Origin of the sequence: Novosphingobium sp., assembly GCF_039595395.1 — a bacterium.
GTDB lineage: Bacteria > Pseudomonadota > Alphaproteobacteria > Sphingomonadales > Sphingomonadaceae > Novosphingobium.
Genome location: NZ_JBCNLP010000006.1, coordinates 1,395,900 through 1,416,361, shown reverse-complemented (window position 1 = coordinate 1,416,361; position 20,462 = coordinate 1,395,900). Strand labels below are relative to the sequence as shown.

General features: G+C 66.5%; 13 protein-coding genes. 6 read left to right on the top strand and 7 right to left on the bottom strand.

Annotation, left to right across the window (positions count from 1 at the left end):
- Positions 1-43 precede the first annotated feature (43 nt).
- The gene (locus tag ABDW49_RS25875; RefSeq protein ID WP_343616510.1) at positions 44-2,278 is read left to right on the top strand and encodes a tetratricopeptide repeat protein; all 2,235 of its coding nucleotides are present in this window, start codon (positions 44-46) and stop codon (positions 2,276-2,278) included.
- A gap of 112 nt (positions 2,279-2,390) precedes the next feature.
- On the opposite strand, the gene ABDW49_RS25870 is transcribed toward ABDW49_RS25875, so the two are convergent.
- Positions 2,391-4,445, bottom strand: a complete 2,055-nt coding sequence (locus ABDW49_RS25870; RefSeq protein ID WP_343616508.1) for a response regulator — start codon at positions 4,443-4,445, stop codon at positions 2,391-2,393.
- 282 nt (positions 4,446-4,727) lie between these two features.
- Between ABDW49_RS25870 and ABDW49_RS25865 the strand changes: the two genes are divergently transcribed.
- Together ABDW49_RS25865 and ABDW49_RS25860 are read left to right on the top strand one after the other, a co-directional pair.
- A complete protein-coding gene (locus tag ABDW49_RS25865) occupies positions 4,728-5,825 on the top strand; it encodes an OmpA family protein (RefSeq protein ID WP_343616507.1) in 1,098 nt (365 codons plus the stop codon).
- A 149-nt stretch (positions 5,826-5,974) separates the two neighbouring features.
- On the top strand, positions 5,975-8,488 hold the full coding sequence (locus tag ABDW49_RS25860; RefSeq protein ID WP_343616505.1) for an EAL domain-containing protein: 2,514 nt from the start codon (positions 5,975-5,977) through the stop codon (positions 8,486-8,488).
- Here ABDW49_RS25860 and madM read toward each other — a convergent pair.
- The 3 genes from madM to ABDW49_RS25845 are packed head-to-tail and all read right to left on the bottom strand — an operon-like array spanning position 8,442 to position 10,303.
- The gene (madM, locus tag ABDW49_RS25855; RefSeq protein ID WP_343616503.1) at positions 8,442-9,218 is read right to left on the bottom strand and encodes a malonate transporter subunit MadM; all 777 of its coding nucleotides are present in this window, start codon (positions 9,216-9,218) and stop codon (positions 8,442-8,444) included. The genes ABDW49_RS25860 and madM overlap by 47 nt on opposite strands.
- Positions 9,211-9,570, bottom strand: coding sequence for a malonate transporter subunit MadL (gene madL, locus ABDW49_RS25850; RefSeq protein ID WP_343616502.1), 360 nt, complete (start codon positions 9,568-9,570; stop codon positions 9,211-9,213). Before madL ends, madM begins: the two co-directional genes overlap by 8 nt.
- A 46-nt stretch (positions 9,571-9,616) precedes the next feature.
- Positions 9,617-10,303 carry a GntR family transcriptional regulator gene (locus ABDW49_RS25845; RefSeq protein ID WP_343616500.1) on the bottom strand — a complete coding sequence of 229 codons (687 nt, stop codon included), beginning with the start codon at positions 10,301-10,303 and terminating at the stop codon, positions 9,617-9,619.
- 127 nt (positions 10,304-10,430) lie between these two features.
- Here ABDW49_RS25845 and ABDW49_RS25840 point away from each other — a divergent pair, with 127 nt between their 5' ends.
- Together ABDW49_RS25840 and ABDW49_RS25835 are read left to right on the top strand one after the other, a co-directional pair.
- Positions 10,431-11,957, top strand: a complete 1,527-nt coding sequence (locus tag ABDW49_RS25840; RefSeq protein WP_343616498.1) for a malonyl-CoA synthase — start codon at positions 10,431-10,433, stop codon at positions 11,955-11,957.
- Positions 11,957-13,489, top strand: coding sequence for a carboxylesterase family protein (locus tag ABDW49_RS25835; RefSeq protein ID WP_343616496.1), 1,533 nt, complete (start codon positions 11,957-11,959; stop codon positions 13,487-13,489). Before ABDW49_RS25840 ends, ABDW49_RS25835 begins: the two co-directional genes overlap by 1 nt.
- A 99-nt stretch (positions 13,490-13,588) precedes the next feature.
- Here ABDW49_RS25835 and ABDW49_RS25830 read toward each other — a convergent pair whose 3' ends face one another.
- Positions 13,589-14,905 (bottom strand): malonyl-CoA decarboxylase, encoded by a 1,317-nt coding sequence (locus tag ABDW49_RS25830; protein WP_343616494.1) that lies wholly within the window; start codon positions 14,903-14,905, stop codon positions 13,589-13,591.
- Between the two features lie 459 nt (positions 14,906-15,364).
- Here ABDW49_RS25830 and ABDW49_RS25825 point away from each other — a divergent pair, with 459 nt between their 5' ends.
- A complete protein-coding gene (locus ABDW49_RS25825) occupies positions 15,365-16,126 on the top strand; it encodes a GntR family transcriptional regulator (RefSeq protein WP_343616493.1) in 762 nt (253 codons plus the stop codon).
- A gap of 42 nt (positions 16,127-16,168) precedes the next feature.
- Here the strand turns inward: ABDW49_RS25825 and ABDW49_RS25820 are convergent, their stop codons facing one another.
- Together ABDW49_RS25820 and ABDW49_RS25815 are read right to left on the bottom strand one after the other, a co-directional pair.
- Positions 16,169-18,103, bottom strand: a complete 1,935-nt coding sequence (locus ABDW49_RS25820) for an alpha-L-fucosidase (RefSeq protein ID WP_343616492.1) — start codon at positions 18,101-18,103, stop codon at positions 16,169-16,171.
- Entirely contained in the window at positions 18,100-20,445 is a 2,346-nt protein-coding gene (locus ABDW49_RS25815; protein ID WP_343616491.1) for a hypothetical protein, read from the bottom strand. Before ABDW49_RS25815 ends, ABDW49_RS25820 begins: the two co-directional genes overlap by 4 nt.
- Positions 20,446-20,462: the final 17 nt, after the last annotated feature.

The window sequence follows — 20,462 nt, the reverse complement described above, 5'->3', positions numbered from 1 at the left end:
TTGAAGAGAGGCCTCTGCACAGCAAAGGGACGGACAGAGCAGAATGAGCCTTCAAGCGACGATGTCCAAGGCGCGCAAGGCCGCTCAGCGCGGCGACACCGCCGAAGCGGAACGGCTTTACGGTTCGGTGCTGGCTCGCTTTCCCGGCAATGTGCGGGCGCGCCAGGGTATCGACCAACTGCGTTCGGTGCCGCAGCAGCCTTCCTTGCCGCAATCCGACGTCGAACGCCTGGTCGCTCTTTACCGCAGCGGAGCGCTGGCCGAAACTGCGGCCCTGGCCAAGGCGCTGAGCGGGCGGCATCCCACATCGGCGCTGTGTCTCAACATGCTGGGCGCGGCGAATATCGGGCTCGGGCAGTTTGAAGAGGCTCGGGCCGCCTATGCCCGCGCGGCCGAACTCGATCCCGGCAATGCCGAGCTTCACAGCAATCACGCCATTGCGCTGGGCGGTCTGGACCGGCTCGACGAGGCTGTCGCTGCTTTTGCGCGCGCGCTCGTCCTTCGTCCGGACTATGTCGAGGCGCATTTCAACCTCGGCAATGCGCTGCGCAAGCAGCAGAAGATCGAGCCGGCGATCGCCAGCTATGAGCGCGCGGTGGCGGTCCGGCCCGATTTTGCCGGGGCCTGGAACAATCTGGGCTCCGCCTATCAGCAGCAGAACCGGGCCACGGATGCGCTAGACGCCTATCGCCGGGCGGTGGCGATCCAGCCCGATTTCGCCGGAGCCTGGAACAATCTGGGATATGCCTATCAACAGCAGCATCGGTCCGAGGATGCGCTGGACGCTTATGGCCGGGCGCTGGCGATCCAGCCGAGCTTTCCCGACGCGCTGCACAATCTCGGCAATCTGATGGTGGACTATCGCAACTGGCCGGGCGCCATCGATGCCTTCCGACTGGCGCTGGAGCTTGACCCGGAGCGCAACGCGGTGCGCGTGCAGCATCTTTTTGCCCGCGCCAACATCTGCGACTTTTCCGCCTATGACGATTACGCTGCCCTGCGCAGCGAGGGAGCCTTTGCCGGGGCCAGGGATGTGGAACCGTTTCCGCTGCTGGTGTTCGAGGACGACCCGGCTCGCCAGCTTGCCATGTCGCGCGCCTGGGTTGGCGATGCGGGGCAGGAGGCATCACCGGTCCATCGGGATGCGTCAGCTCCCGGTGCGCGCCTTCGCATCGGTTATTTTTCGGCCGACTTTCATGAGCATGCGACGCTGTATCTGATGTCGGGCCTCTTGCGCGAACATGACCGCGACCGTTTCGAGATTGTCGTCTACAGCTATGGCCCTGCCTCCGACGGCCCGCATCGCGCGCGGCTGATGCGCGAGGTCGAGCGCTTCGTCGATGTGAGCGGGCTGTCCGATCAGGCCATCGTCGACCTCGCGCGCGGCGATGCCCTGGACATCGCCGTGGATCTGAAGGGCCATACCCAGCATACGCGCTCGCGCATCTTTGCCCGGCGCATGGCGCCCTTGCAGATCAGCCATGTCGGCTATCCGGGGTCGCTGGGCGCCAGTTATATCGACTATCTCGTTGCGGATCCGGTGGTCATTCCTGTTGAAGAGCAGGAGCATTACAGCGAAAAGATCATCCGCCTTGCCGGCAGTTATCAGCCCAACGATCAACAGCGGGCCATTGCCGCGACAAGGACAACGCGCGCGGATTTCGGCCTGCCCGCGGATGATTTTGTGTTCTGCTGCTTCAACCACAACTACAAGATCGGGCCGCGCGAATTCGACGTCTGGATGCGACTGCTGACGGGAGTCCAGGGCAGCGTCCTGTGGCTGCTGCGCTCGAACGATTGGGCCGAGGCGAACCTGCGCCGCGAAGCCGAGGCGCGTGGCGTCGATCCCGCCCGGCTGATCTTCGCCGAAACGCTGCCGCATGCCGAGCATCTGGCAAGGTTGCGGCATGCCGATCTGTTTCTCGACACCTTCAACGTCAACGCCCACACCACGGCGAGCGACGCGCTGTGGGGCGGGCTGCCGGTGCTCACGCGGGCCGGGCGCCCGTTCGCCGCGCGTGTCGGCGCCAGCCTGGTCACCGCCGTCGGCCTGCCTGAACTGGTCACCGACAGCGACGCCGATTATGAGGCCCGCGCGTTGCAACTCGCGTCTCAGCCCGCGCTGCTGGCCGAACTGCGCGCGCGCCTGGCAGCAAACCGGCTGACCCATCCCCTGTTCGATACGAAGGGCTATACCCATCGTCTCGAGGCAGCCTATCAGGCGGCACACGCGCGGCGGCTGGCCGGGCATCCCCCGGAGCATCTCGATATCGCGTGATGCCCTCGCTTCGGGCACCGGCGCGAGGATGCGGCTCCAGTCTGTGTCGTTGCGGATGGTACGCTGCGCCACGGCTGATCAAGCCGTCCCGCAGCGCCGGGCTGGCCGGGCCTCAGCGCGGCGCGGACAGCATGGGCAGCAGGCTCTCCAGCCGCGCGGCCAGATCGGCATGACGGAAGGGCTTTTCCAGCCGGGGCAGCGCCGCGTCGAGCCCATGGTCATCGGAATAGCCCGAAACCAGCAGAACCGGCAGCCCCGGCCATTCCCGGCCAATCGCGCGGCCCAGCTCGACGCCGGTCATGTGCGGCATCAGATGATCGGTGATCACCACATCGACCGCCTCGCTTTGCCGCAGGAAGGCCAGCGCCTGCGATGCCGAGGACGCCTCGGTCACGGCAAAGCCCAGCTCGCCCAGCATGTCGGCGATGCTTTCGCGGACCAGCGCCTCATCGTCGACCAGCAGCGCGCGGCCGGTCATCACCGGCAGAGCGGGGGCGGGGGTGGAGGCTTGCGCTAGTATTTCCTCGCTGGTCGGCAGCCACAGGCTGACGGCGGTGCCCTTGCCGATCTCGCTCTCGATGGTCAGCGCGCCGCCCAGTTGCGAGGCCAGCCCATGCGCCATCGACAGGCCCAGCCCGGTGCCCTTGCCGATGCCCTTGGTGGAGTAGAAGGGCTCGATCGCGCGGGTTCTGGTTTCCGCATCCATGCCCGAGCCGGTGTCGGTCACGGTGATCACCACATAGCTGCCGGAGCTGATCGCCTGCTGCTGGCCGGCACCGATCACCCGAAGCTGCGCGGAAAGGATCAGCGAGCCGCCGTCGGGCATGGCATCGCGTGAGTTCACCGAAAGGTTCAGCAGCGCCATTTCGACCTGATGCAGATCGGCGCGGGCCAGCGGAAGGTTCTCGGCAATGTCGCGGCTGATCACCACCTGCGGCCCGAGTGTGGCCACCAGCAGCTCATCCATGCCGGCGATCAGCGCGGCGATATCAATCGGTTCCACCCTGAGCGGCTGGCGCCGCGCGAAAGCCAGCAGGCGCTGCACCAGCAGGCGGGCACGGTCCGCCGATTGCAGCGCCCCGGCGATGATGCGCTGCTCGCGCTCGCCGCCGACATTGCGGCGCTGGAGCAGATCCAGCCCGCCGATGATCGGCGCCAGAAGATTGTTGAAATCATGCGCCACGCCGCCGGTAAGCTGCCCCATGGCGTCCAGCTTTTGCGCCTGACGCAGGGCCTCCTGCGCGGTGACCAGCTCGCGCGTTCTTTCGATGACCAGATGTTCCAGCGTCGCGGCGGAGGTCTGCAGCGCCGCCTCCATCCTCTTGCGCGCGGTGACATCGATCGACAGCCCGCTGAGCACAAGCGGCGCCCCATTGGGGCCGTAGCTGGGCCGGGCCCGGATCTCGATCCAGCGGGTTTCGCCCGAGGGGGTGATCAGCCGGTACTCGATGTCGTAATCGCTGCCGGTGGCGATGCTTTTGGCGATTGCCTCCTGCACCCGTGCCTTGTCCTCGGCATGGATCGCGGCATGGAGGTCGGCATAGCTGAAGGGCAGATCGGGATCGCGGCCGAAGTTGCTGCGGCACATGGCCGAGGTGTCCAGCACGCCCGAGGCGATGTCGAAGGACCACAGGCCCATGCGCCCGGCGGCGACCATCATGCTGTGCTGGCGGGCACTGTCCTTCAGCTCGCCCAGCAGCCTCGCGTTCTCGACGGCGACGGTGGCGAGGCGGGCCAGGTTCTCCAGCCGCCGCACCGTTTCGGGGCTCTGACGACCGGTCTGCGACCAATAGGCGCCCAGCGCCGCCACCGCGCGCGGCTTGCCGATGGGCACCATCACCATGCTGCGCACGAAGGTCGGCGCATAGGCATCCTTGGGCACCCGGTCATCATCGAACACGTCGGGAATCTCGACCGTCTGCAGATGCTGCATCGCCCAGCCCGAGACGCAGCTCGCCTCGTCGAACCGGTTGCCGGCCCAGAGCGGCGTGATGGCATCCTCGGCGGCGTAGAAGCACCGGCCTTCCTCGCGGATGATGACGGCGATCCCCATGGCCCCGGCCACCGCTCTGGCGGTTTGTCTCAGGACATCGACCACATCGTCGAGCGATCGGGCGGCGGCAAGCCGTTCGCTTGCCTCTATGAGGTCAAGCTCAAACTGAGGCATTCCGCCCCCTCTTAAAATGGTTCGCCATGCGCAAGTCTTCCCCAATGCCGCGCTTATAGCATGCAAGCTGCCGAAGCCTTCTGATATTTCGGTTGGAGTGGAGAATTTATGACCATGGGTCACGGGGATGACTGTGGCCTGAAAGTCACAGATTTTAAAACGTTCCTTCGGCCCATCATCGCAGTGCAACAATCCGGCGCGGGGGCTCTTTCCCAGACTGCACGTCGCTGAGGCAGCCACCAACCGACCCAGCGACTGGCTCTGCGCAATGGAAAGAGACCTATGAAAAAACTCATTTTGGCCGCTGCCCTGGCGACCGCAGCATCAGGGACCATCGCTCACGCCGACGATCACGGCCCCTATGTCACCGTCGAGGGCGGTGCCGTGAAGAACGAGCGTGCCGACATCCGCAATCCGGGCGGCTATGCCCGGTCCGACCGGTTCAACTATGGCTGGGAAGCCGGTGGTGCCATCGGTTATGATTTCGGCAGGTTCCGTCTGGAAGCGGAAGGCTTCCACTACGAAGCCAGCATGAAGTCCTCGGCACGCCCCTCGGGCCTCTATACCAAGGATGGCGGCACTCTGGCGGGCCAGAGCAACGGCACGGCCTATATGTTCAACGTGCTGTTCGGTGTCGGCCATTGGGGCGGCGCGAAGTTCTATGCCGGTGGTGGCGCGGGCTATGCCTCGATCCGCCTGCATGAGAATGAGCCGGGTCTCACGCCGATCAATGATGGCGACAAGGGCTATGCCTGGCAGGCCATCGCGGGCGTGACCATGCCGCTGAGCCACAACATCGATCTTGGTGTGAAGTATCGCTACTTCCGCCCGGATGGCACCGATCTCTACACCAATGCCAATGGTGTGGTGCATCAGACCTCGCTGCGCACCCACTCGCTGCTGGCGACGCTGACCTACAACTTCGGCCGCTCCGCCGCCGAGCCGGCTCCCCCGCCGCCTCCGCCGCCCCCGCCGCCGCCTCCCCCGCCGCCGCCCCCTCCGCCCCCGCCGCCTCCCCCGGCTCCGGTGTGCAACAAGGGCCCCTACATCGTGTTCTTCGACTGGGATAAGTCGGACGTCACGGCGCAGGCCGCCACCATTCTGGACAGCGCGATCCAGGCCTATGGCAATTGCGGTACGGCTGCGATCACCCTGGCCGGTTACACCGACCGCTCGGGCACGCCCAAGTACAATCTGGGTCTGTCGGCCCGTCGTAACGCCTCGGTGCGTGCTTACCTCACCGCGCATGGCGTGGCTGACGGCACCATCTCGAGCACCGCTTACGGCGAAGCCAACCCCCGCGTTCCCACCGCCGACGGCGTGCGCGAACTGCAGAACCGTCGCGTGGAAATCACCTACGGTCCGGGTTCGGGCAACTAAGCCCCATCAGGCTGACAACAGGGAAGGGGCCGGAGCAATCCGGTCCCTTTTCTTATGCATCATAGTAAAAAATGCCTTTGTGCGCCGTCCTCATCTTTTCCCTAGGCACAGTCACCGATGCATTCAGGACTGTGTGCTAGCCCTGCCGCATGGATCTGTCGAATGCCCCCTCCCGCGCATCTCAGGAAGCGGCGCGACTGGCCGCCTTGCGCGATGTCGATATCCTCGACACGCCGGGCGAGAAGGCTTTCGACGACATCATCCGCCTTGCCGCCAATGCGCTGTCGGCCGCATGCGCTGCCATCAGCCTGATCGATGAGGATCGGCAATGGTTCAAGGCGCGCCATGGCTTCGATATGCTGGAAACGCCGCGCGACGTGTCCTTCTGCACCCATGCGGTGGCCGCGCGCCAGGTGTTGATCGTGCCCGATGCAAGCCTTGATGCTCGTTTCCGCGACAATCCCTTCGTCACCTGCGAGGGCGGGGTCCGCTTCTATGCCGGTTTCCCGCTGATGCTGCGGTCGGGCCATTGTCTGGGCACGCTTTGCGTGTCCGATCCGCAGCCGCGTAGCGGCCTGACCCCGACCCAGCATGAGACGCTGCGCGATCTGGCGCTGCTGACCAGCGATTTGATCGAGGCGCGGCAGTTGCGTCGCATGGGTGACGTCGCGGTCAGGCTGGTCGATCGGATGGCCGAGGCGGTCGTCGTGGTCGATGGCACGGGACATGTCAGCTATGCGAACCCCGGCGCCGAGGCGCTGTTCGGCCTGAGCGCAGGGGAGATCATCGGGCGCGACATGGGCGCCATCTTCGCATCGGGCAGCAGGCACGGCCCCCTTCTGCCTCAGGCCCTCGCGGCGATCGACAAAGGCGTGCCGCTGATGCTGGAGGGGCAGCATGCCGATGGCGGCACCTTGCCCATCGCGCTGACGCTGGTCGCCCATGAGGACGGGCAGGGCAGGCCGGGCTTTGCCGCCATTCTGCGCGACAATCGGTTGCGGCCCGAGGGGCAACAGGGGGAAGGGCATGCGCCATCCCATGCCTTTCTCAGTTCCATCGTCACCAATCTGCCCGCGATGCTCTATGTGAAGGATGCGCAGACCCGGCATTATGTGATGATCAATCGCGTGGGAGAGGCGCTGCTCGGTGACTTGCCCGAGCCCGAGAGGCGCAGTCTGCGCGATCAGGGCGCGAAGATTTTCGAGCGCGAAGTGGTCCGTCGCGATGGCGAGACACGCCATTTGCGCAGCATCCAGATGCTGATCGACGGCCCCGACCGTCCGGATCAGTTCATTCTGGGCGTGACCGAGGATGTCACCCAGAGCAAAAGGAACGAGGCCGAGGCCCTGCGTCTGGCCCACCACGATTCCCTGACCGGCCTCCACAACCGTGCCAGCTTCACCGGGCGGCTTCACGAAATGGTGCGTGACGCGCAGGCCTTCGCGCTGCTCAGCATCGACCTCGACCGCTTCAAGGCCATCAACGACCAGTTCGGCCATCCTGCCGGAGATGCCGTTCTGCAGCAGGTGGGCGCGGGCCTGCAATCGCTGATGAAGGAGACCGACTGGGCCGCCCGCATCGGCGGCGACGAATTCATCGTCATGCTCACCGGCGAGCATCTGCGCGAACGCGCCGAAGCCATGGCTTGCGGGATCATCCTGTGCATGGGGCAGCCCTTCGTCACCGAGCGCGGCGTGGCGCATACGGGCGCCTCGGTCGGCGTGGTGCTCTCGCCCGAGGACGGCATCACCACCAAGCAGTTGCGCGAGAATGTCGATCTGGCGCTCTACCGTTCCAAGCGGCACGGGGGCGTGTGCTTTTTCAACGCGGAGATGGATGCGGCGGCGCGTGACCGGCGGCGGCTGGAAAAGGATCTGCGCGCGGCGATCGATGCCGGCGAGCTGACCCTTGCCTATCAGCCGGTCTTTGCCGCCGACACTTTGCGCATCACCAGCGTGGAGGCGCTGGCCCGCTGGACCCATCCCGAACGGGGCCCGATCAGCGCCGACACCTTCATCCCGATCGCCGAGGAAAGCGGCATGATCGACCGGCTGGGGGAACAATTGCTGCATCAGGCCTGCCGACAGGCGCAGCAATGGCCCGAGCCTCTGCGCGTGGCGGTCAATCTCTCGCCGCTGCAGTTCATCTCGGGGCAATTGCCGCGCACCGTGGGCGAGGCGCTGGAGGTTTCGGGCCTCAACCCCGACCGGCTGCAACTGGAAGTGACCGAGGGGCTGGTCATCCGCGATGTCGAGCGCACCTTCCGCCAGTTGGAAGATCTGCGCGCGCTGGGCATTCAGGTGCTGATCGACGATTTCGGGGTGGGCTATTCCTCGCTCAGCTATTTCCAGCGCTTCCGCTTCGACAAGGTGAAGATCGACAAGAGCTTCATCAGCGATATCGCCACCTCGCCGGTGGCCCGCGGGATCATTCAGGCCGTTGTGGGCCTTGGCCAGCAATTGGGCATGGGGGTGGTGGCCGAAGGCGTCGAGACCGAAAAGCAGGCGGAGATCCTGAAGCTTTGCGGCTGTACCCATCTGCAGGGTTATCTGTTCAGCCGTCCTTTGCCCGAAGAAAGCCTGATGCTGATGCTGGAGAGCCGGGGATCACCCGCTGTCAGGCCAGCGCCCGCACCGCCAGAAACAGCAGCGACGGGCAGATAAGGCAGCCGATCCCGGTGTGAAAGGTCGCCGTCAGCGCGCCATAGGGCACCAGCCGCTCGTCCGTGGCGGCAAGGCCTCCGCTCACGCCGCTGACCGTGCCCATCAACCCGCCGAAGACCATGGCGCTGCGCGGATTGTCCAGCCCGATCAGCCGCGCCACGAAAGGCGTGGCGATCATCACCAGCACCGCCTTGAGCACGCCGGTCGCGATCGACAAAGCGATCACCGGAGAGGATGCGCCCAGGGCCGCCCCCGTCACCGGCCCGACGATATAGGTCACCGTCCCGGCGCCCAGCGTGGTGAGCGAGACGGCATCGCGATAGCCAAAGCCCCAGGCGATCCCCACGCCCAGCACGAAAGGCACCAGCGTGCCCAGCGCCAGAGCGATCACGCCCAGCCATCCGGCCTTGCGCGCCTCACCCACATCGACCTCGAAAGCGGTGGCGACGATGGTGAAATCGCGCAGCATCGCACCGCCCAGCAGCGCCAGCCCGCCAAGGCCGGACACATCGGCCAGCCCTTTCTTGCCGCCGGTCAGCTCCCCGCCGATCCATGCCAGCAGCAGCGCGCCCAGAATGGCGATGGCGCTGGCATGGATGCGCCCGCGCGTCAGCCCGCGCGAGAGGAGAACGGACACGCCCATGATCGCGCCCACCGCGACAAAGGCCAGGATCAGCGCCTGATCGCTGGCCAGCCGGTTCCAGATCTCGGCCCCCCGGACCTCAATCATGGCGCGCCAGCCTCCCCAGCAGGCCGACCAGCGCGAAGCAGATCGCCACCGCGCCCGCCCCGGCCAGCACCACCATCGGGCCGCCGCTCAGCGCCGCGCGCACATTCTGCTGCGCCGCCATGGCGACCACGATGGGAATGTAGAGGTACGCCCAGAACTCCACGCCCAGACGCAGGCCGGGCGACAGCCAGCCCCGCCGCGCCAGCATCTGCCGCGCCGCCAGCAACAGCAGCATCGCCAGACCCACCCCGCCGACATTAGCCTTCACATGCAGCAAGGCGCCCAGCACCTCCCCCAGCGCCACACCCAGCACCGTGCACAGCGCCAGCAGCGCCGTTCCGAACATCGGCATCGCTCATCCTCTCTTCTGGCCCCGCCTGTGGTCGGTGGCCGGTGTTTCAAGTGTTTGCGTCACGCTCCTCGCGCATGGTGGTCACCAGCCGCTCCATCGCGCTGGAAGCGTTGAACATATGGGCGCGCATCCGCTTGGCCGCTTCCTCGCCATCGCCGCGCATGATGGCGTCGAGCAGGGCGCCATGTTCCGCGCGGGAGCGTTCCGGGCGGCCCTCCTCGCGCAATTGGGTGCGGCGGAAGGCGGCCATGCGGTCGCGCAGGGCGGTGGCCTGCTCGGCGATGAAGCTGTTGTGCGTGCCCTCGTAAATGGCGCGGTGGAAGCGCCAGTTGAGCTGGTCATAGGCGTCGATATCGCCGGCCGCGACCATCGCCTCGGAGTCCTCATGCAGGCGTCGCAACCGGCTGCGCTCGATGGGGTTCATGCGATAGGTGGCGAGGCGCACGCACATCGCTTCCATCTCGGCACTCATCTCGAACATGTCGACGATGCGTTCGGGCGTCATGGCCGCCACGATGGCGCCGCGCCGGGGCCGCATCTCGATCAGCCCCGCCGAGGCCAGTTGCCGGAAAGCCTCACGCACCGGCGTGCGCGAGGCGCCGAAGCGGTCGCCGATCTGCTGCTCATCCAGCGAAAGGCCGGGGGCGAGCATGCCGGTGGTGATCTCGTCGGCCAGCGCCACGCGGATGCGTTCGGACAGGAGAAGGGCGCTGGACGCACCGGCATCGGTCATGGACAGGCTCTCGCATGCAATATTTTTCTCTGGACAGCTTCTTGCATACACCGGAAAACGGATCAACCGCGCAGTGATGGCCGTGAGTCCATGCTCTGCCAAGCAACAGGATGAGAGAGGACGCCCGATGCGGCAGGACATGTTTTTCCGTTTTCAGGCCCGCGCGGGCGATGCTCCCGACGCGCCTTTCCTGATCCTGCCCGATGGCGCTGTGCTGACCTATGCCGCCGCTCTGGCCCGCAGCGGGCAGATCGCGGGCCTGTTCCGCGCGCGCGGCGTGCAGCCGGGTGACCGCATCGCGGTGCAGGTGGAAAAGAGCGCCACGGCGCTGCTGACCTATCTGGCGGCGCTGCGCATCGGGGCGGTCTATCTGCCGCTCAACACGGGTTATACGGCGGGCGAATTGCGCTTTTTCCTGAGCGATGCCCAGCCCGCCCTGCTGATCCATCGGCCCGAGGACGAGGCTGCGATGGCTGCCCTCTGCGCCGAGATCGGTGTGCCTGCCCGGCTGATGCTCGATGCGCAGGGCGGCGGTGAGGTGTCCGATCTGGCCGATCAGCAAGCCGCCGACAGCCCGGTCCACAGCGTGCAGGATGACGATCTGGCCGCCATCCTGTATACATCGGGCACCACGGGGCGTTCGAAGGGGGCGATGCTCAGTCAGGGCAATCTGGCCTCCAATGCGGAGACCTTGCGCGAATACTGGCGCTATACCGCGGATGACCGGCTGCTGCATGCCTTGCCGATCTTCCACACGCACGGCCTGTTCGTAGCCACCAACATCACCATCGCGGCGGGGGCGGCGATCATCCTGCTGCCCAAATTCGACGTGAAGGAACTGGTGCGGCTGATGCCTCAGGCCAATGTGTTGATGGGCGTCCCCACCTTCTATTCGCGCCTGCTGGGCGAGCCCGGCTTCACCCGCGATCTGGCCGCCCATATGCGCCTGTTCGTCTCGGGCTCGGCACCGCTGTCGGCGGAGGTGCACAAGGAATTTTCCGCGCTCACCGGCCATGCCATCCTCGAACGTTATGGCATGACCGAGACCAATATGAACACATCCAACCCCTATGACGGTGACCGCGTGCCGGGCAGCGTGGGCTTCCCGCTGCCGGGTGTGGAGCTGCGCATCACCGATCCCGAAACGGGCAGGGTGCTGCCTCAGGGCGAGGTCGGCGGGATCGAGGTGCGCGGGCCCAATGTCTTCAAGGGCTATTGGCGCCTGCCCGAAAAAACGGCGGAGGAACTGCGCGCCGATGGCTTCTTCATCACCGGCGATCTGGGGGTGATTGATGCGCGCGGCTATGTCTCGATCGTGGGCCGGGCCAAGGATCTGATCATCTGCGGCGGCTTCAACGTCTATCCCGCCGAGGTCGAGGCGCTGATCGATGCCATCCCCGGCGTGGCGGAAAGCGCGGTGATCGGTATCCCTCACCCCGATATGGGCGAGGGCGTGGTGGCCGTGGTCCAATCGCGCAATCCCGATCTGGATGAGGCGCAAGTGATCGCGGCGCTGTCGGGAGAACTGGCGCGCTTCAAGCAGCCGCGCCGGGTGGTCTTTGTGCCCGAACTGCCGCGCAACACCATGGGCAAGATCCAGAAGAAGCAGTTGCGCGAGGTCTATGGCGACCTCTTTGCGAAAGCTGGCGCCTGATGCTCGATCGCCGTCATGCGCTGGCGCTGCTGGGCGCGGCGCCCGCTGCTGCGCTTGCATCATTTGGCGCTGCGCGGGCTGGGCCCGTCCGCGCCGATCCGCAGGCGCTGACCATCGCCACCACCCTCGGGCGGGTACAGGGCCAGGCGCAGGGCAAAATCCGGGTGTTTACGGGCATCCCCTTCGGGCGTGCAGCGCGCTTTGCCGCGCCTGAGCCCGCTCCACGCTGGCAGGGTGTGTTGGCCGCCACCAGCCCCGCCCATATCGCGCCACAGATGGCCGGTCAGCCGATGGCGAGCGAGATGTCGGAAGACTGCCTTCAGCTCAACGTCTGGGCGCCCTCCACACCGGGGCCGCATCCGGTGCTGGTCTATATCCACGGCGGTGGCAATGAAGGGGGCTGGAGCGGCGATGCCGGCACCGCAGGTGACCGTTTCGCGCGCGATGGCGTGGTGTGCGTTACGGTCAATTATCGCCTTGGGGCTCTGGGCTTTCTGGAAACCGGTGCCTTGCTGGGCCCGGCCTATCGGGGCAGCGGCAACAATGGTCTGCGCGATCAGCTTCTGGCCCTGCGCTGGGTGCGGGCCAACATCGCGGCGTTCGGCGGCGATCCGCGCCGTGTGACCATCGCGGGGGAGTCGGCGGGCGGCAAGAATGCCGGCTCGCTGATGGGCGTTCCGGCGGCGGACGGGCTCTATGCGCAGGCCGCGATGTTCAGCGGCGGTGCACAGACCGTCCATACCATGGCCGAGGCGGAGGCTTTCGCGCGCGTCTATGCCGAAAAGCTGGGCGGTGCCGACAGGCTGCTGACCGCCTCCGTGGCGGATAGTCTGGCCGCGCAGCAGGCGGCGCGGCAGGCATGGCCTCGCAACTTTCCGTTCCGTCCGGTGGTCGATGGGGCCTTTATGCCGATGGTGCCGCTCGAGCGCATCAGCAGTGGCGGGGCTCCGCATATGCCCTTGCTGATCGGCAGCAATGCCGATGAGGGGCGGATGTTCCTGCCCGCCGATCGCGCCGATCAACCGCTGACCTCGCGTGCCATTTCTAATGCCACGATGGAGCAGATCGCCGATCTCGACCGGAGCTATGCGCAGGCCTTCCCCGACCTCTCCCCCGCCCAGCGGCACTGGCGCCTGCTGACGGCGGAGGAATATGGCATGCCCTGCCTGCGCATCGCTCAGGCGCATGCGGCGCGCGGCGCCAGCGTGTTCCGCTATCGCCTGACCTATCCGGCACCGGGCGGAGCCTTCAAGGGGCACACGCCGCATGTGCTGGATGTGCCATTCACCTTCGACCATGTGGATGTGCCTGCCTTCACACGCTTTTTCGGCATGACCCCGGCCGATCAGCCCATGGCCGACCGCATGCATGGGGCGATGGTGTCCTTTGTCAGCGCCGGGCGTCCGGTGGCCGCGGGCCTGCCCGACTGGGCGCGGTTCGATAATGCCACGCGTGCGACCATGGTGCTCGACCACCAGAGCGCTCTGGTGGCCGATCCGGACCGGGTGGAGAGGCTGCTCTGGCCGGCTTAGAGCGTTTTCAAGCCGGGTGGGATCACCCGGCGACTCGGAAAACGCGGACAAACAAAAACTTAGAGCGGTTGATCCGATGCAATCGGATCGTAAACCGCTCTAGGCCGCCACGGCCTCGACCCCGCGCAGCAATGTGCGCAGCGCGGGGCTGGCGGCCACGGTGCCTTCGCGTGAGAAGGCTTCGTGATTGGCCTCCAGCGTGGCGGGGTCATAGAGGTAGTTGACCATCAGCCCGCCCGACTGCGCCATGCCCTTGGCCGATGTGTCGCCCATCCAGCAGAGGCGCTCGACCCGCGCGCCATTGCCCAGATGGAAGCGCGCCACCGGATCGACCGCACGCCCCCGCCGGTCCTTCGCGCAGAGCAGATAGTGGGCTCCCAGCGCCATGCGCCTTGCGGCGCGCGGGTCCTCCAGCGGCAGATCGGCGGGGAGGGTTTCCTCGCCCTGCGTGTCCAGCCAGCGCTGGAAACCGGGGAGGGGGGAGAGCGTGACGAAGGTGTCGAGCGCGGGAAACTCGCGCGACAGATCCTCCACCACCTGCTTGATGAGGAACTGGCCGAAGGAAATCCCGGCGAGGCCAGCCTGACAGTTCGAGATCGAATAGAACGCCGCTGCCCGCGCCTGATCGACAGGCAATTCGGGGCGGTCGGGTGCCAGCAAGGTCTGGATCGAGCCGGGGATCTGTGCGCAAAGCGCGACCTCGACGAAGATCAGCGGTTCATCGGGCATCGCCGGGTGAACGAAGGCATAGCAGCGCCGGTCCTGCGGCAGCAGGCGGTCGCGCAAGGCGGCCCATGTGGCGATCGAATGCACCGCCTCGTAACGGATGATCCGTTCGAGAAAATCGGCGGGGCTGGCCCAGTCGATCCGGCGCAGCACCAGAAAACCCCGGTTGAACCATGAGCGCAGCAGATGCACCAGATCGGCGTCGAGCGGCGCCAGATCGGGATGGGCGGGCAAGGCCTCCAGCAGGTCGGCGCGCAGGCGCACCAGATCGCCCGTGGCCGATGGCGCCTGATTGAGGCGCCTGAGCAGTTCCTGGCGCGGCGGTTCGGCGGCCTTGGTGACGGCGGCCAGGGTGATCGGGCCCGGCCTGGCCAGATAGGCGCTCCATGCCGTCGCGATGGGTTCGGGGGCGGGGGCGAAATCTTCGACCAGCCCTCGGAAAAATTCGAGTTTCTGGTTTGGGTCCAGCGCGGCGTAATCGGCCAGAATGCGTTTGGCAATGCCCACGCCCGATGACTGGCTGCGCTCACCCAGCAGATCCTGCGCCATGGCCAGCAGGCTGGCGGCGGTCACATCCTCCGATGGCGGGGCGGGGCGTGCGCGCCATGGCGGGCGGATCGAGCGGGCACGTTCGAACACGGTGTCGAGCATTGTGTCGAGCAGGGCACTCATGCGATGGGCGCGCAACATCGGAACTCTCCTGGGTGGTGAGTCTGTGGATGCAGGATACAGGAAAATTCCTGTTCTCGTATACTAAAAATCCATATTCATCGCGCTGGGCACTCTTTGCTTGGGTAAAGTGCCCGGCATGCCCGCCAAGGCGCAGCGCTTTGGCGGTGACGCCGGAACGAGATGGGGAGGGAGCGCCCGGTTATGAAGCCCCTCGCAGGCCGGAAGCTGAGAATGATGCAAGGGCGGATGGTGTGGGCGGCGTTGGCAAACCGGCCCCATCGAGGAACTGCTCGATCGGCCTCGCTATGAAGAGCCACAGTACCGCAACCGTGGCGACCAGCCTTTGCTTTTGGGGTATACGAAGCCACGCTTATCCGGGCGAAGTCCCATCCATACGATATGATGCCGCTTCAAGGCTGATATTCCCTGTTGCCCGCCCGCATGCGCTGACCTAGGCCTAGCAGGCAGAGGAGAGTTATGTCCGTCGTTCACAACATTGGCGCCCTGGATGAAACCATCGCGGGGCCGCGCTATATTCGGTTGCAGAACCTGATCCGCGACGCTGTGAAGGAGCAGCGCCTCGGCGTCGGTCAGGCCCTGCCCAGCGAGCGTGAGCTTTGCGACAGCTATGGCCTGTCCCGCGTGACCATCCGCAAGGCCATCGACGGGCTGGTCGAGGACGGTCTGCTCGAGAGGCGGCAGGGGGCGGGCACCTTTGTGATGGGCCGTCAGGCGGCCTCGGGCACCTCGCGCGTGGAAAAGAGCTTCGCGATGCTCTCCTCCTTTTCGGAGGATATGCTCTCGCGCGGGCGCAAGCCGGGCAATGCCTGGCTCGACCGGGCCGAGGGCGCGGTCAATCCCGAGGAAGCGCTGGCGCTGGGGCTGTCGCCGCGTTCGCTGGTCTATCGTTTCATGCGCATCCGCTATGCCGATGGGCTGCCCATGGCGCTGGAGCAGGCCACGCTGCCGGGCTGGGGGCTGCCCTCGATTGATGCGGTGGACAGCTCGCTCTATGACGCGCTGGACAAGTTCGGGCACCGGCCGGTGCGCGCCCTGCAGCGCGTGCGCGCCATCGGTTTCAGCGAGGAGCATGCCGAATTGCTGAAAATCGCGGTGGGCGACCCCTGCCTGTTTATCGAGCGCCGTGCCTTCCTTGCCGACGGCCGCGCGATCGAGGTCACTCATTCATGGTATCGCGGCGATGCCTATGATCTGGTTGCCGAACTGAGCGATACCTAAAAAGTCGGGGCTGGCATTCAGACCAGCCCCGATAGGCAGGGCTCAACCCCCATCGGGGGCAAAGGCCGAGATTTCCGCGATCGACAACACGCCCTCGCCCAAAGAGGATGCGGGGAAGGCAAAGCGCAGCCAGCGTGCGCTGACCGGCGTGCTGAAATGAATGCGCTGGGTGGCGCGCGCATAGGCGATGTTGGAAAACTCGCCCGAGCCGGCAGCCTGCCAGCTCTGGCCATCCGCGCTCCATTCAACGGTGTAGCGCGCCGGCGGGCTGCTGCCCTGTTCGGCATGGCGGGTGGGGGTCAGGGCAAAGCCTGCCAGCCTTTCGCTGCGGCCCATGTCCAGTGTCAGCGTGCCGGGGGCCGGAGCATGCCATGCCGTTGCGGCATTGCCATCCAGCACGACCTCCGCGCCGGGAGCGCTGGCCTGAGCCACGCGCCAGCCGCTGCGGTCGAGCGTGCGATTGCCCTTGGCGAGGCTCGGCGCCAGATGACGCGGCGCGACCGAGCGGAACAGCGCGACCTCGCTGATGGCGGGCGCGGCGGTGCCTTCCAGAATGCGCAGACGCAGGCGCCGGGCCTGCTGCGGCGCGGGCAGGCGGATGATGCGCTGCGCCCCGATGCTCTCGTGGCGGGCGACCTCGTGCCATGCGCCATCCTCTCCGGCCAGATCGACCGCAAAGCGCGTCACCCGCACGCCCAGCGGCAGATACTCTCGCAGGCGGATCGTGTCGAACGCGCCCGGCGCCAGATCCAGGGTCAGCTCGGGCGTGGTCACGCCATCTTGCGTGCTCCAATAGGTGTCGCGCTGGCCATCCAGCACCTTGGCCGGGGCGAAGGCCGGGCCCCGGCTTGTGCTGGCATGGGCCACCGCCTTGCGCGCCAGATCGACCGCAAAGCTGCCGCGCAGCGCATCGCCAAAGGCGGTGAGGGCCGCGACATCGGGCTCGGCGATCTGGCCGCGCCGGTCGGGCGGAATGTTGAGCAGCAGATTGGTGCCGCGCCCCACCGACTGGTCATAGATCTCCATCAGCCGGGCCGGGGATTTGACCTGCGTATCCTCATCCTCGTGATAGAACCAGCCGGGGCGGATCGAGACATCGGTCTCGGCGGGCCACCAGATCGCCCCGCCGCGCAGGCCCGAATTGCCCACGGCCTGCTCATAGGGTTCGTTGGGCATGGTCGGCCAGCAGGGATCGCCCGCCTTGCCATCCTCATTGCCAACCCAGCGGATGTCCGCGCCCAGCGGATCGAAGGTGCAGGCCATCGGCTGCAGCTTGTGAACCAGTGCGATGATCGAGGGCCAGTTGTAGTAGCGCGGGGCGTCGATCTTGCGGGTTTCGCGCGATCCCCCGTAATAGCCGTCGCCGCCATTGGCGCCATCGAACCACACTTCGAACAGTGAGCCATAGTTGGTGCAAAGATCGGTCAGTTGGGCGCGGTAATAGTCGATATAGGCCGGGCGGCCATACTCGGCATGGTTGCGATCCCAGGGCGAGAGATAGAGGCCGAAAGGCATCCCCGCGCGGTGGCAGGCATCGGCCATCTCGCGCACGATATCGCCCTTGCCGCCCTTGTAGGGCGTGTTGCGGATGCAGTGCTCGGTCAGCGGCGTGGGCCAGAGGCAGAAGCCGTCGTGGTGCTTGGCCGTCAGGATCAGGCCGTGCATGCCGCCCGCTTTCGCCGCCGCCACGATCTGGTCGGGGTTGAAGTCGGTGGGGTTGAACAGCTTGATGTCCTCGTCGCCATAACCCCATTCCTTGTCGGTGAAGGTGTTCATCGAGAAATGGACGAAGCCGTAATACTCGCGGCCATGCCAGGCCCACTGGCGCGCCGAGGGCGTGGCGCCATCGGGTGCGGGTGCGGGCGCGGCGGCGGCGGGGCCATGGGCCAGACGGGCCAGCGCTGGATGCGCGGCGGCGGCGCCAGCAGCGGTAAGGCCCGAGGCCAGAATGCGGCGACGGGTCAGATGGGCTTTCATGGGGTATCTCCGTGGGAGAGGGGAAGCGGGATTAGCCAGGTCCGGGCGATCTGATGGCCCCGGCCCGATCCGCCCAGACCTTCAGGGCGGGTCCAGGCCAGATCGAGCACGCCATGGCGTGTGGCGGCGGGGGGGATGTCGATGGTGACGGTCATCGGGTTGCGCGCGCGAGAGAGGGGAGCGTGCAGTTCCCATCGGCCGTTGGCGACGAGGCGCATGGGAAGCTGGTAATCCTCCCCGGCATAGCGGGCGATCAGGCGGTAGCGCTTGCGGGGGCTCAGGTGGCTGTAATGCAGGCGGATGGGCCGGTCGTAGAGCGTTTCGGCATAGGTGATATCGGCCAGCAGCCAGCCATCCTCGGGCGTGTGATCGGCGATGCCGTCGATGGCGGTGTCGCGCAGGTCCGGGGCGGCGTTTTTGTCCGTGGCGCGGACGAGATGGAGCTCGGCCTGAGGGTTGCCCAGATCGTCGTAGAGCGCATGATCGGCCTTGCGCTGCGGGTCGGCAAGGGCGTGCAGTGCGGCGATCCGGGCCTGTTCGCCGGGCAGATGGAGGGCGTCGGCCATGCCCTGTTCGAGCGCGACCCGGTCGTTGAGGTCGACATGCGCGCGATCCAGATTGGCGCCCCGCTCGATGTTTGAGGCGCCATAGCGTTTGACGCTGAGCTGCAGGCCTGCCTTGTGCCACAGATCTTCGGCCAAAGAGGACAGGCGGGTCTGGAGCGCGGCGATTTCCGGGCCGTCTGCCTGTTCCAGTATGGCGTGGGCGCGGGTGGTGGCTTGTACGGCCCCGCCGGGGCGGGATTGAGCCAGCAGGCGGAGGGCAGCGCTCTGGCGCTGGCGGGCGGCGATCAGGCGTTTGCGGACCAGCGCATCATAGACAGCGCGATAGCGCAGCGCATCGAGCCGCCAGTCGGCATAGGCGGCGGGGCTGATGGTATCGGCAAGGCGCAAGGTCGCGGGGATGGAGCGATTGGTTGCCGGATCGCCGCGCCAGTTACCTTCAAGCGCAAAGGGCAGGCGCGCGGCGCGAGGATCGCCGATAAACATCCGCGCATAGTCCCGCGCCACGGTTTTGGGGTGGGTCTTCGGGTTCCAGCCCAGTGCAAACCACAGGAACTGGTTGAAGTCGTCATTCACGCCTTCCGAATAGGTGATGAAACCTTCGGAAAGCGGCGCCTGCGCCTTGAAGATGCGGGTGAAATCCAGCGGGCGCGGGTCGATGGGTTCGCGCCCCTCGGTCAGCGCGAAGGCGGGGGACCAACGCGCAACCGGGAACTGCGCATGCATCGCATGGCCGATGTCGGGATAGAGCAGCAGCGGCAGGTCGCGGGGCAAGCTGGCGCGCTGAACGGCCAGCGGATCGCGCGTCTGGGGGCCGTAAAAGACGCCGGTCAGGCCCGAAGGGTGCTGGGCGATGGCCTGATAGAAGGCGGCGCTGTCCCTGGCATCGAAACCCTGCGCGGAAAGCCAGACCCTGGCGGCCGGGTTGATGGCATGGAGCGCTGCCGCTTCGCGTTCGACCAGCGGGATCAGGTGATCGGGCGGGGTATGGCCTGGGTCTCCTCCGGGGATGTAGAGGGCATCGACCTTGGGCAGTTGGCTCAGCAGCGCACTCAGCCTGTCCGCCTCGGCTTGCCGCACGGGCGGAGCGGCATAATCGCCCAGATTGGGGTAATAGAGCGCGAAGTCGATCCCCAGCTCATGGGCGATGGTGCCGATCCCCGCCAGCGTTTCGAGCGGAGGCGCCGGAAACAGCGGGCTGCTGGGCGCATCGTCGGAGAGGGGGGAGATCACCTGAACCCCGCTGCTGCCCCAGAGCGCGAAATCCTCGATCCTGCGGCGGAAGCGCTTGAGATCCCAGGCATCGTAAGTGTTGTTCTTTGCGCGATAGCCGATCTGCGTCATCCGCACGCTGTAACGGGGTGTCGTGCTGAAGGAGGGCCGGGCAGAGAGCCGACCATGCGCATCCGCGGAGCGCAGCAGCCACCCGGCGGCATAGACCAGCCCCCGCTTTTGCGCCGCGCTGAGCACCAGAACGGGATGGGCGCGCGAGCCGAGCGTGCGGACGGAAAAGCCTTCGCCTTGCGAGGCAGGCGGGTGCGGCATGGTCACGCCAGCAGGCAGCAGCCCCTGCACGTGCCCATCCAGCGCTACGATCATCCGGCTGTCGCAATGCTGCGTCGGCAGGGCATGGCCAACCCGCTCGGCCAGCCGTTCGCCAAGGACACGCGCGGCAACGGTGCCAGCCTCATCGCTGCTCAGGCAGGCCCGGCCCAGATCATGGGCGACAGCAGGCACCGCGCTCAGCCCGAAGGCCAGCGCTGCACCTGTCATCATCATGGCCTGCCGCGTGATGC